Annotated in this window: 16 protein-coding genes; 6 read left to right on the forward strand and 10 right to left on the reverse strand. The window is 66.2% G+C overall.

Annotation, left to right across the window (positions count from 1 at the left end; genetic code table 11):
• Positions 1 to 213: 213 nt before the first annotated feature.
• Entirely contained in the window at positions 214 to 699 is a 486-nt protein-coding gene (locus VZ068_RS04860) for an OsmC family protein (protein ID WP_349657065.1), read from the reverse strand.
• 475 nt (positions 700 to 1,174) lie between these two features.
• Here VZ068_RS04860 and VZ068_RS04865 point away from each other — a divergent pair, with 475 nt between their 5' ends.
• Complete coding sequence (locus VZ068_RS04865; RefSeq protein WP_349657066.1) at positions 1,175 to 2,263, forward strand: metal-dependent hydrolase; 1,089 nt, start codon at positions 1,175 to 1,177, stop codon at positions 2,261 to 2,263.
• A gap of 209 nt (positions 2,264 to 2,472) precedes the next feature.
• On the opposite strand, the gene dusB is transcribed toward VZ068_RS04865, so the two are convergent.
• The 4 genes from dusB to VZ068_RS04885 form a co-directional block, all read right to left on the reverse strand.
• Positions 2,473 to 3,471, reverse strand: a complete 999-nt coding sequence (gene dusB, locus VZ068_RS04870; RefSeq protein ID WP_259154450.1) for a tRNA dihydrouridine synthase DusB — start codon at positions 3,469 to 3,471, stop codon at positions 2,473 to 2,475.
• 130 nt (positions 3,472 to 3,601) lie between these two features.
• Positions 3,602 to 4,204 (reverse strand): DUF4893 domain-containing protein, encoded by a 603-nt coding sequence (locus tag VZ068_RS04875; RefSeq protein ID WP_349657067.1) that lies wholly within the window; start codon positions 4,202 to 4,204, stop codon positions 3,602 to 3,604.
• A 99-nt stretch (positions 4,205 to 4,303) separates the two neighbouring features.
• Positions 4,304 to 5,257, reverse strand: a complete 954-nt coding sequence (locus tag VZ068_RS04880; protein ID WP_259154446.1) for a ribokinase — start codon at positions 5,255 to 5,257, stop codon at positions 4,304 to 4,306.
• A gap of 80 nt (positions 5,258 to 5,337) precedes the next feature.
• Positions 5,338 to 6,636 (reverse strand): nucleoside transporter C-terminal domain-containing protein, encoded by a 1,299-nt coding sequence (locus VZ068_RS04885; protein WP_259154444.1) that lies wholly within the window; start codon positions 6,634 to 6,636, stop codon positions 5,338 to 5,340.
• Positions 6,637 to 6,789: 153 nt separating this feature from the next.
• On the opposite strand from VZ068_RS04885, the gene VZ068_RS04890 reads away from it, so the two are divergent.
• The 5 genes from VZ068_RS04890 to VZ068_RS04910 all read left to right on the forward strand — a co-directional run bounded on the left by VZ068_RS04890 (position 6,790) and on the right by VZ068_RS04910 (position 12,274).
• The gene (locus VZ068_RS04890; protein WP_349657068.1) at positions 6,790 to 7,773 is read left to right on the forward strand and encodes an aldo/keto reductase; all 984 of its coding nucleotides are present in this window, start codon (positions 6,790 to 6,792) and stop codon (positions 7,771 to 7,773) included.
• A 277-nt stretch (positions 7,774 to 8,050) separates the two neighbouring features.
• Positions 8,051 to 8,290, forward strand: coding sequence for a hemin uptake protein HemP (locus VZ068_RS04895; protein WP_259155955.1), 240 nt, complete (start codon positions 8,051 to 8,053; stop codon positions 8,288 to 8,290).
• 155 nt (positions 8,291 to 8,445) lie between these two features.
• Positions 8,446 to 10,677: a TonB-dependent hemoglobin/transferrin/lactoferrin family receptor gene (locus tag VZ068_RS04900; protein WP_349657069.1), complete on the forward strand. Its 2,232-nt coding sequence runs from the start codon at positions 8,446 to 8,448 to the stop codon at positions 10,675 to 10,677.
• 5 nt (positions 10,678 to 10,682) lie between these two features.
• Positions 10,683 to 11,315, forward strand: coding sequence for a Hemin transport protein (locus VZ068_RS04905; protein WP_349657070.1), 633 nt, complete (start codon positions 10,683 to 10,685; stop codon positions 11,313 to 11,315).
• Positions 11,316 to 11,344: 29 nt separating this feature from the next.
• On the forward strand, positions 11,345 to 12,274 hold the full coding sequence (locus tag VZ068_RS04910; RefSeq protein ID WP_349657071.1) for a DUF6607 family protein: 930 nt from the start codon (positions 11,345 to 11,347) through the stop codon (positions 12,272 to 12,274).
• 241 nt (positions 12,275 to 12,515) lie between these two features.
• On the opposite strand, the gene VZ068_RS04915 is transcribed toward VZ068_RS04910, so the two are convergent.
• From VZ068_RS04915 to VZ068_RS04935, 5 genes are all read right to left on the reverse strand, one after another.
• Complete coding sequence (locus VZ068_RS04915) at positions 12,516 to 12,869, reverse strand: DMT family protein (RefSeq protein WP_349657072.1); 354 nt, start codon at positions 12,867 to 12,869, stop codon at positions 12,516 to 12,518.
• A 175-nt stretch (positions 12,870 to 13,044) separates the two neighbouring features.
• Positions 13,045 to 13,929, reverse strand: coding sequence for an ABC transporter permease (locus tag VZ068_RS04920; RefSeq protein ID WP_349657073.1), 885 nt, complete (start codon positions 13,927 to 13,929; stop codon positions 13,045 to 13,047).
• On the reverse strand, positions 13,926 to 14,759 hold the full coding sequence (locus VZ068_RS04925) for an ABC transporter ATP-binding protein (protein ID WP_259154416.1): 834 nt from the start codon (positions 14,757 to 14,759) through the stop codon (positions 13,926 to 13,928). The genes VZ068_RS04920 and VZ068_RS04925 overlap by 4 nt, the downstream gene beginning before the upstream one ends.
• Before the next feature lie 3 nt (positions 14,760 to 14,762).
• A complete protein-coding gene (locus VZ068_RS04930; RefSeq protein ID WP_349657074.1) occupies positions 14,763 to 15,809 on the reverse strand; it encodes an ABC transporter substrate-binding protein in 1,047 nt (348 codons plus the stop codon).
• 40 nt (positions 15,810 to 15,849) lie between these two features.
• Positions 15,850 to 16,767, reverse strand: a complete 918-nt coding sequence (locus tag VZ068_RS04935) for a TauD/TfdA family dioxygenase (RefSeq protein ID WP_349657075.1) — start codon at positions 16,765 to 16,767, stop codon at positions 15,850 to 15,852.
• Between the last annotated feature and the right edge of the window lie 5 nt (positions 16,768 to 16,772).

Consider the following 16,772-nt stretch of genomic DNA (forward strand, 5'->3'; position numbering starts at 1 on the left):
CATCGCGGCAAAGTCGGCCATGCGTGAGCGAGGCGGGCCGATCCCCACAGCCCAGCGCCTTACCTGCCAAGGCGCGGCATGCAATGGGGCCGTCTGCCACTGCATGAGCTGCTCGAACACCTGGCCGACACTGGGTTCGAGCTGCAAACGCTGTGGTCGGCGTTGGGCATCCATCCACGACAGGACTTGCCACAGCCTCGAGCAACCCGCCGTTCAGGTCGATTCGGCCAGTTGCAGCCGGGGCTCGTGGCTGACCGGGAAATTCATCGAGCGGGCGATGAAGCACTTTTCATGCGCGGTGTGGTGCAGCGCTCTGGCTTGCTCGAGGTCGCTGCCCGGTGCCAGGGTCACCAGCGGGCGCAGCACCACCGAGGTGAACTGCCCGGCGCCATCGGCCTGCTCCAGCATGGCACCTTCGGCGTTGTCCTCGTAGGCCTGCACGATAATGCCGGCATTGGCGCACAACCCCAGGTACCAGAGCTTGTGGCAGGCCGACAGTGAGGCGACCAACAGGTCTTCGGGGTTCCAGCGTGCCGGGTCGCCGCGGAAGCCTGGATCTGATGAGCCGTCGATCACGCTGGCCTTGCCCTCCGCCTCGATACGGTGGTCACGGCTGTAGGCGCGATATCCCGAGGTGCCGCTGCCCTGGTTGCCGGTCCAGGTGACCCTGACGCTGTACTGGTGCTGTTGGTCTGGCATTCCCGCACTCCTTGCCTGGGGCGCACACCATGCGTCCTTCAGACCGGGCTGGCAAGGGACTCCACTGCCTAGGCCTCCACCGGGGTAGGCGCTTCCCAGCGGTGAAACATCCGTGCCAGGTCTTTTCGCATCGGTTGCTGTTGCGCCGGCCGTGACGCAGAGGCGGCGCTTTCCCGGTTTGCTTCAAACAACAAAAGGTCACTTGCGCAGCGTTGCCATGCAGCCGGTCGCGAGTCTTCTTGTGTCCGAGCCGCGACAGGTGCGTAGCGTTCCACACGTACGGCGACCGCTCGTCAAGGCTGCGCTTGCGCCTCACTATCCGCTGCACCCGCGCAACGTGCCGGCCGCTGCAATGCGCCGCTGGTCGCCCTGGCGCGGATCTTCCCTGCAGCTCCGCGCCAGCGCAGCTGTGTGCCGACTGAAAGCGCGTGGGGCGATGCCCGTCCGTGCATGTGGGGCCTGCTAGCATCGGGCGATGGATTCCCTCACCCAGATCGTTCTTGGCGGTGCCATCGCTGCCGCCATCGCGCCGCCCGGACAGCGGCGTGCCGCCCTGCTCGCCGGCGCGGCACTGGGCACCTTGCCCGACCTCGATTCACTGGTCTTGCTGCCACTGACAGACGACCCGGTCACCCTGATGACGGTGCACCGCAGCGTCAGCCACTCGCTGTTCGTGCTGCCGCTGCTGGGCTGGCTGATCTGGTGGCTGTTCCGGCGCTACGGCAATGGACGGGTGGCCAGCGCGCCCAGGCGCTGGTTCTGGGCGATCCAACTGGCCTTGATCACCCATCCGCTGCTGGACGCCTTCACCGTGTACGGCACCCAGCTGTGGTGGCCGCTGCAGCCGCATCCGACCATGTGGTCCAGCGTTTTCATCATCGACCCGGCCTACACGCTGTGGCTGCTGCTGGCCTGCGCGATCGCCTGGTTCGCGCGCGCGCGCCCACTCGCCCAGCGCGTGCTGGTGATCGGGCTGGTGGCAAGTTCGGCCTATCTGGGCTGGTCGTTGATCGCCAAGCATCTGGTCGATCAGGAAGCCGACCGCGCGCTGGCAGCGATGGGGCTGGCCGATGCGCCGCGCTTCTCGGTGCCGATGCCGCTCAACACCTTGCTATGGCGGGTGGTGGCGATGACGCCCGGCGGCTATGTGATCGGCGAGCGCTCGCTGGTGGCCGACACCGGGCCGATGCAGTTTCGCGGCTTTTCCAGCAACACCCAGGCGCTGGGCGAAGTGGCCGCGTTCGATTCGGTGCGTCGGCTGACCTGGTTCAACCGCGGCTTCATGCGCGCACGCCTGGTCGATGACGACTTGATGCTCAGCGATCTGCGCATGGGCCTGGAGCCGGACTACAACTTCAATTTCGTCGTCGCGCACCGCGACGGCGGGCAATGGCAGCCGATCGTGCCGCGTCAGGTCCAGGCGGCCTATCGCGCGCCGGTGGCCCGCGATCAGATCGGCGCAGTGCTGGCGCAGATGTGGCACCGCATCTGGCATGCGCCCGCCGGCACGGCGCTCACCGGCGATCTGGAGCAGGTCAATACGCCGGCGACGTCGACACACTAGAGCCGCCAACAATCCGACCGTGCCGCCGCCAGCTAGGCGCGGCCGGTGCTCGGTGCGGCATCCACCAGGCGCACTTCATTTGCGTTCGCAGCGCGCCGTGCCTGACGGCTGCTTGCAAGGTGTCGTGAGCCATGCCAGGCCATGGTGCGCAGCGGATGCCAGCACGCAGCGCAGCGCAGCTGCGCGTGTTCGGGTGCCGTCCAGATGCCTCAGGCGGCGTTCGGCAGCGGTGGTGCCACGCCGGCAATCAAGGCGTCGAAATAATCGCGGGTCAGCGCCAGCTGCGCTTCGGGCGTTTCGGCGCGATTGACCACGGCGCGGAAGTCGGCGCTCTGCGGGTGATCCTTTGCGTACCAGCCCAGGTGTTTGCGCGCGATGCGCACGCCCTGCGGTTGGCCGTAGAACGCATGCAGCGCGTCCAGATGACCGAGCAGGGTGTCGCGCACGAAGGCCAGCGTCGGTGGCGGCAACAGCGTGCCGCTGGCCAGGTAATGCGCCACTTCGCCAAAGATCCATGGCCGCCCCTGCGCCGCGCGCCCGATCATCACCGCATCCACACCGGTGGCGCGCAGCACCTGCGCGGCCTTCTGCGGCGAATCGATGTCGCCGTTGGCGATCACCGGGATCTGCAGCGCCGCCTTGATCTCGCCGATGGTGGCGTACTCGGCAGTGCCGGTGTAATGCTGGTCGCGGGTACGCCCATGCACCGCCAACGCAGCGATGCCGCAATCCTGCGCGATGCGCGCGATGACCGGGCCGTTGCGGTGGTCGCAGTCCCAGCCGGTGCGGATCTTCAGGGTCACTGGCACATCCACTGCCTGCACCACCGCGCGCAAGATCCGCGCCACCAGTTCCTCGTCGCGCATCAACGCCGAGCCGGCCCAGGCATTGCAGACCTTCTTGGCCGGGCAGCCCATGTTGATATCGATCAGCTGCGCGCCATGGTCCACGTTGTAGCGCGCCGCCTCGGCCAGCTGCTGCGGCTCGGTGCCGGCAATCTGCACGCTGATCGGATCCGGCTCGCCGGCATGGTCCATGCGGTGCAGCGATTTGCGCGTGCCCCAGAAACGCGGATCGGAGATGGTCATCTCCGATACCGCCAGCCCGGCGCCCAGCCGCTTGCACAGCAGCCGGAACGGCTTGTCGGTGACGCCCGCCATCGGGGCGAGGATCACCTTGGGGGCAATGGTGTAAGGGCCAATCTGCATGCGCGCATTGTCGCTGGGGTAGCTGCTGCTGCCAACTCGGGCGCCGCCACACAAGCGCGGACCGGTGCTGGAGCAGGCCAGCACGCGCCGGCCGGATCGCACCGACGCGACCGGGCCCGGGATCGGCAGGTCAGCGGATCAGCTGGTACAGCTCGAAACCCTTGGCGCCACCGTCCAGGATCAGCAGCAGTTCGTCCGGCCCCAGAGCGACCAGCCGGCCGACGCTGTTGCCGTTGGTGCCGTCGGAGATGTTGCCGGGCGCGTAGCGGCCTTCCGGTTCGTCGTTGACCGTGCTGGCACCGAGGAAGGCAAACTCGCGGCTGTCCTTGGCCAGTGGATACAGCGTGCCGCTGCGACGCTGCGAGCCGCTGACCTTGCGGAAGCGATAGCCGCAGGCATCGCGGCTGATCTCGGCCTTGAAATAGGGGTAGGCATAGGCGAACCGCTGGTCGACCTGGATCGAGCGCACCTGCCAGCGGCCGTCCAGCTTGCCTGGCACCTGCGGCGACCCAGCGCGCTGCAGCAGCGTGCGCGCCAGCGCGGCGCCGTCTTCCTGGTCGGTATCGTCGTAATGCGCTGCGATCGCCTGTTGCAGGCTGTCCGCAGACGCGGTTACCGCAGCGCGGTCGGCATCGCTGGCAGTGCCGTTCCAGTCGCAACGCTGCGCAGCGGCCGACAGCGGGACAAGCCAGGCGCACAGCGCAACGAACCGGATCAGGGAAAAATGACGCATCGAGAACTCCTTGTCGTGATGCAGGCCCGTCACGGCGACGGGCGGTGAAGTGCGGTGGCCCGAGTGAATGCCAGCCGATGTCGCCATCGGCGCAGGCGGTTAGCCGGCGTCCGGCAGCAGCCGTGGCATCGATGCCGCGGCGCCTTCCACTTCGGTGGAGCGGGCGGCGTAGCGGGTGGCAAAGCGGACATGGGTGATGAAGCTCGCGCCCGGCGACTGCGCCAGCGAGGCCACCAGCGCGCCGTTGAAGGCGTCGCCGGCACCGGTGGTGTCCACCGTCTGCGCGCTTTCTGCGCCCACGCGGTAATGCGCCGCACTATCGCCGCGCAACTGCTCGTCGGCATGCGAAATGAAGGCGCCTACCGCGCCCAGCGTCACCACGACGGTGCCGCCCGGCAGCAGCTTGCGGCACAGCGAATGCAGCGTATTGCCATCCAGTGCGGCCACATCGTCGGCATTGATGCGCTCGCCGACGTGGCGGCCGAGCAGGGCGGCGAACTCGGTTTCGTTCGGGGTCAGCACATCCGACAGCTTGAGCAGGCCGATCGAGGTCGGTGCGTTGGCCGGTGCGGCGTTGAGCACGGTCAGTACGCCGCATTCGTGCGCCAGGGTCAGTGCCGACTCGATGGTTTCGGCCGGCGATTCCAGCTGTGCCAACAGCACGCGGGCCGAGGCAACCAGCGCGCGCTGGTTCTCGACAAAACCGGTGCTCAGCACCGAGTTGGCGCCGGCACCGATCACGATGGTGTTGCGGCCGTGGCCGTCGACATAGATGCCGCCGGTGCCGGTCGGTTCATTGCTCGGCTCGGCGATCAGCGCAAAACCGTCGTGCGCGGCCAGCGAGCGCGCCAGCGCGCCGCCGGCATCGTCGCCCAGCGCGCACAGGAAGTGCGTCTTGGCGCCGGCACGTGCGGCCGCGACCGCCTGATTGAATCCCTTGCCACCCGGGCCGGTGCTGTAGCGGCCGGCGATGGTGGCACCCGGCGCAGGCAGCACATCGCAGCGCCACACGTGATCGACATTGAAAGACCCGACAACGACGACCGAACTCATAAATACCTGCTTGCTTGAATGACTTGAATGAAACGTGGCGTCCGGCGATTAGACCGCGACACCGATGAACCCGCGCCGCCTCAACCGAAGTGCGAGAGTACGCCGGCAATGGTAGCGGTCATGAAGGTGGCGATCGAACCGCCGAGCACCGCACGCAGGCCGAACTTGGCCAGATCGTGACGACGTTCCGGCGCCAGCCCGCCGATGCCGCCGATCTGGATCGCAATCGAGCTGAAGTTGGCGAAGCCGCACAGGGCATACGTGGCGATCAGGCGGCCTTCCTCGCTCAGGCTCACGCCGGCGACCTGGCCCTTCACGATCTGCGACAGCTCGGTGTAGGCGACGAATTCGTTGATCACCACCTTCTGGCCGATCAGCGAACCCACCGTTGTCGCGTCCGCCCACGGCGTGCCGATCACCCAGGCCACCGGTGCAAGCACGTAGCCGAAGATCGTCGACAGGTTGGTCGGCCGGCCCAGCGCCGCTGCCGCGCCGGTCACTTCGCCCAGCCAGGTCAGCGGGGCGTTGATCAAGGCGATCAGCGCGATGAAGGCCAGCAGCATCGCGCCGATGTTCAGCGCCAGGCGCAGGCCATCGCCGGCACCGGCCGCGGCCGCATCGATGATGTTGCTGGTGGTCTTTTCCACTTCCATCTTGACCGTGCCGCGGGTCAACGGCGTGCCGGTCTCTGGTACCAGCAGCTTGGCCACCACCAGCGTGGCAGGCGCGGCCATGATGCTGGCGGCCAGCAGATGCTTGGCGTAGAACGCCTGCTGCGCAGGGTCGCTGCCGCCGAGCATGCCCACATACGCAGCCAGCACGCCGCCGGCGATATGCGCCATGCCGCCGATCATCATCGTCAGCAGCTCGGACTGGGTCATCTTGGGGATGTACGGGCGCACCGTCAGCGGCGCCTCGGTCTGGCCGATGAAGACGCTGGCGCACACGCTGGTGGTTTCCGCGCCGGACACGCGCATCACCTTGGTGATCGCCCAGGCCATCGCGCGCACCACCAGCTGCATCACGCCCAGGTGGTACAGCACGCCCATCAGCGCAGAGAAGAAGATGATGGTCGGCAGCACCTGAAACGCAAAGATGAAGCCGTAGCTTTCGATGTTCATCAGGCTGCCGAAAATGAAGGTGGAGCCTTCATTGACGAAGCTCAGCACCTTCACAAAGCCCTTGCCCAGCGAATCGAACACGTCGCGCCCGCCCGGTACCAGCAGCACCAGCGAGGCGAACGAGATCTGCAGCAACAGGCCGGTGGCGACCAGCTTCCAGTCGATCGCGCGGCGGTTGGTCGAAAACAGCCAGGTGATGCCGATGAGCACCGCCAGACCGAACAGGCCGAAACCGATCCTTCCCAAACCTTCGACCATTCCAATCCCCGGGCTGCCAACGGCAAAACGGGAAGCCTAGAGCAGGGGGTGACGGCGGGCAAGGCGAACGGCATTCAGAAGGCCGTCGCAGGCTTGCGCAGGCCTCCAGCTCGGTAAACTGCGCAAGCCGGTCCGGGGCAGGTGCCCTGGAGGTTGCAGGAGATCGCCATGCTTTACCGTCGTCTGGGTTCCACCGGGCTGCAATTGTCGGCCTTGTCGTTCGGGGCCTGGGTGACCTTTGGCAAGCAGATCGGGCGCGGCGAAGCGCGCAACCTGATTGCCGCGGCCTGGGACAACGGCATCAATTTCTTCGACAACGCCGAGGTCTACGCACGCGGCCGCGCCGAAGAGGTGATGGGCGATGTGATCGCCGACCTGCGCCTGCCGCGCGATGGCTACTGCGTGTCGAGCAAGGTGTTCTTCGGTGCGGTGGACAGCCCGCGCCCGACCCAGCGCGGGCTCTCGCGCAAGCATGTCACCGACGCCTGCCATGCGGCGCTCAAGCGCCTGCGCGTTGACTATCTGGATCTGTATCTCTGCCACCGGCCCGACCCGGACACGCCGATCCTGGAAACCGTGCGTGCGATGGACGCGCTGATCCGCCAGGGCAAGGTGCTGTACTGGGGCACCTCCGAATGGAGTGCCGAGCAGTTGCGGACGGCCATCGCCATCGCCGGGCAGGAGCACCTGCACGCTCCTTCGATGGAGCAACCGCAGTACAACCTGTTGCACCGCGACCGGCTGGAGCGCGAATACGCGCCCCTGTGCGAGGGCGGGCTCGGTACCACCATCTGGTCGCCGCTGGCGTCGGGCCTGCTGACCGGCAAGTACAACGCCGGTGTAGACGCCGATAGCCGCCTCGGCCAACCGGATAATCACTGGCTGCAGGACGAAGTGCTGGGCACCCAGGAGTCGCGCCGTCTCGAACGGGCCCGCGCGTTCTGCGCAGTGGCTGCCGAGCTCGGGCAGTCGCCGGCCCGGCTGGCCATCGCCTGGTGCCTGCGCAACCCGCACGTGTCCACGGTGATTCTGGGTGCGAGCCGCGTGGCGCAGCTGGAAGAAAATCTCGGCGCCCTGGAGACCTTGACCCAGGTCGATGCCGCCGGTTGGGCACGGGTGGAGGACGCCACGCGCTGAGGGCAGCCATGTGCGGTGGGCACGGGAGGGGGACGGTTGGCTGCGCGGGTTTGGCGGGCGCTTGTACGCAACGAGACGCCGCAACTGGCCGGTGCACGCCGATCCGATTCCCTATATGGCAAGGTGCTGCCGTCTCTCGCGGCGGTCCCCCGGTTTGTCCACTGCATTGCGGAATCCCCACAGGGACCTTTTCGATAGGTTTAGTGAATCGAAATAGTTAAACCCATGCAAAGCTCGCGTCGCGAAGATGAGAATGGCTCTTGATCATTAAATGAGAATGGTTATTATTTGTCTGGCCAACCGACTGGAGATCCAGACCATGACCGCTCATCCCGTGCTGCTCCGCTCCGAACCGGTCAACCTGCGCGACCGCGCCGTCCCACGTGTCGTTCCTGCCGAAGACCTGATCAGCAGCGAGGCGCTGCTCAAGGGCCGTCGCGAAGTGCTGATCCAGCACGGCGACCGCGTCTACCGCCTGCGCCATACCAGCAACGACAAGCTCATCCTGACCAAGTAAGTTCCACCCTCCGACCCGCGCATTGGCGCGGGGCTCGGGTCGTCTGTCGCGGGCGTTGCCGCCGCCGTCCGCGCTTCCCACGCTCTTTCCCCGGCGGCCGGTGTCGGCCTTGTCTGCAGCAGGTGCTGCCGGGAACTTCCCCTCAAAGGTTCCCGATGATTCGCCTGCATCCGCTGGTGGTCGCGCTGTCGCTTGCGCTGCCTGCTGTTCCGTTGTGTGCCCACGCTGCCGAATCAGACGCTGGCGGCGATGCTGCGCGTGAGGTACACGACTTCGATCGTATGCAGGTCACCGCCACGCGCACCCAGCGTGCATTGATCGACGTGCCGGGCACGGTGGACGTCATCGACCGCGGACAACTGGACAACCAACTGGTACGCGAACTCAGGGACCTGTTCCGCTACACGCCCGGAGTGTCGGTGACCAGCAACAGCGGCCGCTTTGCCGGCGCCAGCGGCATCCGCATCCGCGGGCTGGACGGCAACCGCGTCGCGATCCTGGTGGATAACGTACCGGTGTCGGATACCTTCGCGTTCGGCAGCTATCTCAATGCCAACCGAAATTTCGTCGATCTTGAAACGCTCAAGCGAGTGGAGGTCGTGCGTGGGCCGGCCAGCTCGCTGTATGGCTCCGATGCGCTGGGTGGCGTGGTGGCTTTCGTCACCAAGGACCCTGCCGATTACCTGAGCGCCGACAAGCGCAGCTATGTCGGCCTGAAGTTCGGGTACGAAGGCGACTGGAACGGCTTGTTTGCCGGTGCCACTGCGGCATTCGGCGGCGATCGCTGGAGCGGCATGGTGGCCGTGGCGCATCGCCAGGGCCAGGAAGCGCAGAACCAGGGCGACAACCGCAGTCGCGATTTCACCCGCACCGCGGCCAACCCGCAGCGTATCGATGGCCGCAGCGTGCTGACCAAACTGGTGTACGCGCCGAGCACGCAGCAGCGCTTCAAGCTTACCGTGGAGGGCAACGAAGACTACGGCAGCATCGAGGCGTTGACCGGCATCGACCCGCGCGTGGCAACGCCATCGTTGCGCATCCTGTCGCAGGACGGCCGCGATCATCAGACCCGTACGCGGGTGTCGCTGCGGCATGAGCTGGACGCACTGGACGCGGCGCTGGCCGACGACCTGCAATGGCAGCTCTATCGCCAGGACAGCGAAAGCCTGCAACGCACCGACGAGTTGCGTGGCAACAACACGCGCCGTCATAACGAACACAACTTCGATCAGCGCGTCTACGGCTTGCTGGTCAACGCGCACAAGTCCATCGACACCGGCACGCTCAATCACGACATCACCTATGGCCTGGACGGCACCTGGACCGACACCCGCGCCAAGCGCGATGGCTACTCTGTCAACCTGGCCAATGGCGCGATCACCAATCGTGTGGGGCAGGACGTGTTTCCGGTGCGCGATTTCCCGAAGAGCGAAACCACCAAGCTCGGGGTGTATGCGCAGGACGAGATCGGCTTGTTGGATGGGAGGCTGTCGCTGACGCCAGGCGTGCGCGTGGATTATTTCCGGCTGTCGCCGCAGGTGGACGACATCTTCCGCGAAGACAACCCGGGTGTGGCGGTCGAAACCATCGACCAGACCCAGGTGTCGCCCAAATTCGGCGCGGTGTGGCGGTTTTCGCAAGCCTGGTCGGCGTATGCCAACTACGCGCACGGCTTCCGCGCGCCGCCGTACAACGACGTCAATATCGGCTTCACCAATCTGCAGGCGCGCTACACCGCCATCGCCAACCCGGATCTGAAATCGGAAACCAGTCGCGGCGGCGAGCTGGGGCTGCGCTTCAACGATGCCGTGGGCTATCTGGGTGTGAGCGTGTACTACACCGACTACCGCAACTTCATCGAATCCTACGCACCGGCCGGCGTCAATGCGGAAGGCTTGATGCTGTTCCAGTCGCGCAATGTCGACGATGTGGTGATCAAGGGCGCCGAAGCGCGTGGCGGGCTGGATCTTGGCGCGCTGGCCGGCTGGCAGGGCTGGTCGTTGAGCAGCGCGGTGGCCTATTCGGAAGGCGACAACCTCACCGACGATACGCCGCTGAATTCGGTCGACCCATTGCGCGGCACGCTGGGCGTGGCCTTCGACAGCGATGGCTGGGGTGCGGAACTGATCGGCACCTTTGTCGCACGCAAGCGTCGCCCGCAGCTGGACAGTTACTACACCCCGGCCGGCTACGCCACGCTGGATCTGATGGGGCATTGGGAGTTCGCGCCCGGTGCCAAGGTCACCGCCGGCATCTTCAATCTCGCCGACCGCCGCTATGTGGACTGGAACGCGCTGCCCAACGGCACGCTGGCCAGCAGCACGGTGCTGGATCGCTTCACCGGCGCCGGACGCACGGCCTCGGTCAGCCTGGCGGTGAGCTGGTAGCGGCCATGCCCATCGCCCGCACACTGCCGTTGTCCTCGGGTGCACGTGCCGACCGCGCAGCGTTGCCGCGCGCAGCGCAGCTGTCGGCGCTGGGTACGGTGCTGTGCTTGTATCGTCCGGCGCTGGGCACTGAACTCGATGGCTGGCGGCACGCGGTCGATGCGGCCGCCTCGCGCCAGGTGGACAGCGATGGCGTGCGCGAAAGCATCTGGTTCTTCGGTGCCGACGGCCAATGCTGCTGGCGCCTGTGCCTGTTGCCGGACAGCGATTTTTTGAGTTGGGATCGCCTGGTCTCGCGCTTGCCGCCACTGCCGGCGGAAACGCACGGCCTGGGCGTCGGCGAGCGCCTATGGCGCCGGCTGGCCGGACGCATGCGCGGTGAAAGCTGGCGGTTGAGCGCGCTGCGCCTGCAGTCCACGGCCAACCGCCAGCAGCCGCTGGTCGCCAGTCTTGCGACCGTTTCCGCGCTGGGCGCCGAGGTTGCCGCACGACTGGCCCGCGAAGAAGGCATCGACGGACGTGTGGCCGTGGACGATTGCTGCTGCGCACGCGCTGCCGCCGCGCGCGCCACGCAGGCGGCCTCGCGCGGTACCGATCCCACCGACATGACCACGTCGCTGCTGCGCCTGCGCCGCTGACGTTTCCACGACCACGACCGAGAGTTCCGATGAGCCGATTGTTTACGTATTTTCCTGCCGTGATGTTGAGCCTGTTACCGGCGGTCGCCGCCGCGGCTGCAGAGCCCGAGCGCGACCGCCAGAGCATCCTGGCGATGCAGGGCGAATACGCTGTGGATTTCGCCTTCGACGAGACCGTGTTGCTCAAGCCCGGTTACGAGCGCGCGTCGGCGATGCGCAGCGGCGCCAACGAGGTGGTGATCGTGGTGGAAGACACACCACGCAAGATCGTGCTGCAGCACCTGCTGGTGGATGAAAAGACCAAGCATGTGACCAAACATTGGCGGCAGGACTGGGTCTACGAAGCGTCGCAGCGCTTCGAATTCAGCTCCGAACAGACCTGGCAGGTGCGCGCAGTGCCGGCGGCGGTGACTGCCGGTGCCTGGACCCAATGCGTCTTCGAGGTAAGTGATGCGCCGCGCTATTGCGGCACCGGACGCTGGGACTACGCCGATGGTCACCCGACCTGGACCAGCGACGTGAGCTGGCGTCCCTTGCCGCGCCGCGAATACACCAAGCGCAGCGACTACAACGCGCTGTCGGTCATCAATCGCCACACGCTCACACCCAATGGCTGGACCCACGAACAGTTCAACACCAAGGTGTTGCGCAAGCCCGATGGCAGCCAGCAGGCCATCGCGCGCGAGTTCGGCTTCAACGATTACCGCAAGACCACCGAGGTCGACTTCGCCCCGGCTTATGCCTACTGGAAAGGCACGCAAGGCTATTGGGCCAAGGTACGCACCCGCTGGGCCGCATTCCTGGACACGCCGCCAGGCCTGCATCTGAAAACCAAGCCCGATGGCATGGCGATGATCATGCCGATGTTCGAACAGGCCGAGACCGTGCAGAAGGGCAAGCGGGTCAAGGACGCGCAGATCGACGCGGTGTTTGCACAGTGGGTGGAGCGCGCAGATTAAACACATCGCTGATGTGTAGGAGCGCGCTTGCGCGCGATGAGGCCTTACCGATAAAGCCTCATCGCGCGCCAGCGCGCTCCTACAGGGCATTGCCTAGTCCTTTTCAGCGCCTGGCCCAGGGACAAGCGCGACACGCCGGCGAATGCCGCACCGGATGTCGTAGGAGCGCACCCGGGCGCGACGTGGCTTTCCCGGGAATGCCCAGCGCGCCCGGGTGCGCTCCTACGGGCAAGGCAGCGGTTTATTCCTTGAACATCAAGAACGCCGCCACCAGGATCAGGCCGAACGCGGCCCAGTGATTCCACTTCAGTGCCTGGCCCAGGTAAAAGGTCGAGAAGCCTGCGAACACCAGCAGCGTGATCACTTCCTGCATGCCCTTGAGCTGCGGTGCCGAATACACCGCGCTACCCAGGCGGTTGCCCGGCACCTGCAGGCAGTATTCGAAAAACGCGATGCCCCAGCTGACCAGGATCGCAATCATCAGCGGCGTGCTCTTGTACTTCAGATGCCCGTACCAGGCGAAGGTCATGAACACATTGCTGGCGATCAGCAGCAGGATTGGGTACAGGTAAGCAGTGAAGGGTGCGGTGGGCATGACGGCGGACGGCAGGAAAGGGGCCGGCAGCATAAGCCAGCGCCGTTAAGCGCACGCGACCGTGCCGATGAGTCCGGCATGCGGGCTCAGGCCGTCGAGCCGATGCGAAGCGCCTGCATGAGGCATGGCTAGGGAGAACGTTTGGCCACGCAGCGAAGCGCCTGCGCCCACCCCGCTAGCGCTGCATCCCCCAGCGCCTGACGGTGAGCCGTTCGATGGCCTGGAACACCACGCCTTCCACCAGCAGCCCCAGCACGATCACCATGGCCAGGCCGGCGAACACCTTGTCGGTGTAGAGCTCATTGCGGTTCTGGAAGATGTACCAGCCCAGGCCGCCCTGGCCGGAGGTGGCGCCGAACACCAACTCGGCCGCGATCAGGGTGCGCCAGGCAAACGCCCAGCCGATCTTCAGGCCGGACAGGATCGCCGGCAGGGCGGCCGGGATCAGCAACTGTGCCACGTAGCGTGGGCCACGCAAGCCATAGTTGCGGCCGGCCATGCGCAGGGTTTCCGGCACCGCCTGGAAGCCGGCGTAGGTGGTCAGCGCCAGTGGCCACAGCACCGAATGCACCAGCACGAACACCAGGCTGCCGGTGCCCAGCCCGAACCACAGCAGGGCCAGCGGCAGCAGCGCGATGGCCGGCAGCGGGTTGAACATCGCCGTCAGCGTGCCCAGCACATCGCGGCCCCAGCGCGTGGACGCGGCTAGTGCGGTCAGCACGAAAGCCAGCACCACGCCAAGCGCATAGCCCTGCGCCAGCACCCGCAGCGAGGCGCCCACACGGCGCAGCAATTCGCCCGACAACAGCCCGTCGTAGAACGCATGTGCGGTCTGCCATGCGCTCGGCAGCATCAGATCGTCGCCGACCACCCGCGCGGCGATCTCCCATACCGCCACCAGCGCCACCAGTACCAGCGCCTTGCGCAGCCATGGCGGCGCCTGCCAGCGCGCGGGCACTGCAGTGGCGACCAGTGCAGGATCCAGGGGCTGTACGGCCAGTTCGTATTCGGCGCGCACCGGCGGGAGCGGCGGCAGCCTGGCAGCAGTGCTGCGGCTCATGGCAGCGCCTCGCGCTGACGCAAGGCAGGACGACGCAAAGGCGCCACCTTGTCGTCGTCGAGCGTGGCGTCGGGCAGGTCGAACAGCAAACGGTGGATGCGCTGGGCGGTTTGCTGAAACGCCACGCTGCCGGCGCTGTGCGGGCCGAATGCGTGCGCGTTGAGTTCGGCGCGGACCTGGCCGGGATGCGGCGACAGCAGCAACACACGGTTGCCGACCACCAGCGCTTCTTCGATGGAGTGGGTGACAAACAACAGCGTGAAGCGCAATTGCTCCCACAGCTCCAGTACCTGCTCCTGCATGCGCGAGCGCGTCAGCGCGTCCAGCGCCGCGAACGGCTCGTCCATCAACAGCACCCGCGGACGCATCGCCAGCGCGCGTGCTATGGCGACGCGCTGCTTCATGCCCCCGGACAAGGTGTGCGGGTAGGCCTCGGCAAACGCGCTCAGCCCGACCTGCGCCAGGCTTTCGTCGGCACGCTCGCGCGCTTCGGCGCGGCTGAGCTTGCGCGCTGCGCGCAGGCCGAAGACCACGTTCTCGCGGACGGTCTTCCAGGGCGCCAGCTGGTCGAATTCCTGGAATACGACGACGCGATCCGGACCCGGCCCGGTGACCGCGTTGCCATCCAGACGGATCTGCCCCTCGCGCGGGGTGACGAAGCCGGCCACCGCCTTGAGCAGGGTGGATTTGCCGCAACCCGACGGCCCCAGCAGCACGAAGCGATCGGCTTCATGCACATCGAAGCGCACCCGATGCGTGGCGCGCACCACGCGCTGCGCTGAGGCGTATTCCAGGCTGACATGATCGACTTGCAGCAGCGGCACACGCATCGCTCAGCTCCCGCCCGCAATCAGCGGATCATCGAAGAAATAATCGCCCACCTTGGCGGGTGCCTGCTTGATCGCACCACTGTGCTGCATGAACTTGCCCAGCTTCAGCGTGTTCTGCGGCGCCACGGTGAACTGCACCTTGGGGTCCTTGAGAATCTGCAGCACCAGCGCGCGGTCGATGCTCGAGCCGTTACGACGCAAGAAGATGTCCGCCGCCTGCTCCGGGTGTGCAGTGACGAATGTCGCCGCCTGGTCCAATGCAGCGACAAAGGCGCGATAGGTCTTGGGATTGTCACGGCGGAACTTCTCGGTGGCGTACAGCACCGTGGCCGACGATGGGCCGCCTTCGATGTCGTAGGAACTGGTCACGATATGTGCGGCCGGGTTGCGCGCCAGTTCCTGTTCCTGAAACGGTGGGCTGGCGAAATGCGCAGTGATTTCGCTGCGTCCACGGATGATTGCCGCGGCGGCATCCGGGTGTGGCAATGCCACCTGCAGCGGGTCCAGCTGATGGGTGCCCTTATCGCCCCAGCGCTGTTGCGAGGCATGCTGCAGAAACCGCGATTGCACCGACACGCCGGTGGCCGGCACCGCAATACGGTCCTGCGGCGTGAAGTCGCCGATGCTCTTGATGCGCGGGTTGTTGCTGATCAGGTAGTAGGGGAAATTGCCCAGCGAGGCCACGCCGCGCACATTCTGCCGACCACGGGTGCGGTCCCAGATGGTGAACAACGGTCCGACCCCTGCACCTGCGATATCGATCGAACCGGTGAGCAAGGCATCGTTGACCGCCGCGCCACCGGACAACTGCAGGAACTGCACGTCGATGTCCACGCCGGCGGCCTTGCCTTGTTGCTCGATCAGCTTCTGCTCCTGTGCCACGTCCAGCAGCAGGTAGACAATGCCGAACTGCTTGGCGATGCGCAGCTTTCCTTCTGCCTGCGCAGTGGCGCTCAGCAGCAATGGCAGTGCGGCCAGCAACAATGCCGCGACGCGCTTTGAGACTGTGCGGCGCCTGGAAGGTGCGTGAGAGGTGACGGTCAAACGCATACGGCGCTCCAGTCGAAAGGGGGGAGGGACAGGCGCGCGCTCAGAACGGCGCATCGCCTTCGATGGTGGTGCGGTTGAGCCGGCGGCGCAGGTGATCGGGCGTGCCGGCGGCCAGATGCATGACCGAGCGGTTGTCCCAGAACACCATGTCGTACGGCTGCCATTGATGCCGGTACACCAGCGCCGCGCGCGTGCTGTGTTCGAACAACACCTGCAGCAGGGCACGGCTTTCGTCTTCGGGCAGCCCGACAATACGGGTGGTGAAGTGTTCGCTGACAAACAGCGCCTTTTGCCCGGTTTCCGGGTGCGTCCGCACGATGGGATGCTGCACCGGTACTACTTCGGCAATCTGTTCGGGTGTCAGCGCCGGGCGCCACGGGTTGCGTGCGCGCAGCTCTTCGTACTTGGCGAGATAACTATGTTCGGCCTGCAGGTCCTGCACGCGGCGCTTGAGCGGCGCGGGCAGCGTTTCCCAGGCCAGATGTTGATTGGCGAACAAGGTGTCGCCACCTTCGCTGGGCAGTTCCTGCGCGTGCAGCAGAGAACCCAGGCTGGGCGTTTGCTTGTACGACAGATCCGAGTGCCAGTAATGCCCGGCATCGCCGAGCCCGATCGGCTCGCCGTTCTCCTTGATGTTGGACACCACCAGCACTTCCGGGTGCCCGCGCAGCTGGAAGTTGCGCAGCACATGGATCTGCAACGGTCCGAAACGACGGCTGAAATCCACCTGCTGCGCGGGCGTGATGCGCTGATCGCGGAACACCAGTACGTGATGGTCCAGATGCGCAGCGTGGATGCGCGCGAAGGTCGCGGTATCCAGCGGCTGCGACAGATCCAGCCCCAGGACTTCCGCACCCAGTGGCGCGTCGAACGGCACGATCCGCACGGCCGACGCCTGCGCGGCGGTGGCATCGTTGCGCGGCGATTGCACGCGCGCTGCAGAATTCACGCTAGCCATGACGT

Origin of the sequence: Xanthomonas sp. 10-10 (assembly GCF_040182365.1) — a bacterium.
GTDB lineage: Bacteria > Pseudomonadota > Gammaproteobacteria > Xanthomonadales > Xanthomonadaceae > Xanthomonas > Xanthomonas arboricola_F.

Coding starts and splice junctions, on each gene's coding strand:
- VZ068_RS04915 (WP_349657072.1), bottom strand. CDS start 12,869: ATGCCCACCGCACCCTTCACTGCTTACCTGTACCCAATCCTGCTGCTG.
- VZ068_RS04865 (WP_349657066.1), top strand. CDS start 1,175: ATGGATTCCCTCACCCAGATCGTTCTTGGCGGTGCCATCGCTGCCGCC.
- VZ068_RS04925 (WP_259154416.1), bottom strand. CDS start 14,759: ATGCGTGTGCCGCTGCTGCAAGTCGATCATGTCAGCCTGGAATACGCC.
- VZ068_RS04930 (WP_349657074.1), bottom strand. CDS start 15,809: ATGCGTTTGACCGTCACCTCTCACGCACCTTCCAGGCGCCGCACAGTC.
- VZ068_RS04900 (WP_349657069.1), top strand. CDS start 8,446: ATGATTCGCCTGCATCCGCTGGTGGTCGCGCTGTCGCTTGCGCTGCCT.
- VZ068_RS04910 (WP_349657071.1), top strand. CDS start 11,345: ATGAGCCGATTGTTTACGTATTTTCCTGCCGTGATGTTGAGCCTGTTA.
- VZ068_RS04875 (WP_349657067.1), bottom strand. CDS start 4,204: ATGCGTCATTTTTCCCTGATCCGGTTCGTTGCGCTGTGCGCCTGGCTT.
- VZ068_RS04860 (WP_349657065.1), bottom strand. CDS start 699: ATGCCAGACCAACAGCACCAGTACAGCGTCAGGGTCACCTGGACCGGC.
- VZ068_RS04920 (WP_349657073.1), bottom strand. CDS start 13,929: ATGAGCCGCAGCACTGCTGCCAGGCTGCCGCCGCTCCCGCCGGTGCGC.
- VZ068_RS04905 (WP_349657070.1), top strand. CDS start 10,683: ATGCCCATCGCCCGCACACTGCCGTTGTCCTCGGGTGCACGTGCCGAC.
- VZ068_RS04935 (WP_349657075.1), bottom strand. CDS start 16,767: ATGGCTAGCGTGAATTCTGCAGCGCGCGTGCAATCGCCGCGCAACGAT.
- dusB (WP_259154450.1), bottom strand. CDS start 3,471: ATGCAGATTGGCCCTTACACCATTGCCCCCAAGGTGATCCTCGCCCCG.
- VZ068_RS04885 (WP_259154444.1), bottom strand. CDS start 6,636: ATGGTCGAAGGTTTGGGAAGGATCGGTTTCGGCCTGTTCGGTCTGGCG.
- VZ068_RS04895 (WP_259155955.1), top strand. CDS start 8,051: ATGGTTATTATTTGTCTGGCCAACCGACTGGAGATCCAGACCATGACC.
- VZ068_RS04880 (WP_259154446.1), bottom strand. CDS start 5,257: ATGAGTTCGGTCGTCGTTGTCGGGTCTTTCAATGTCGATCACGTGTGG.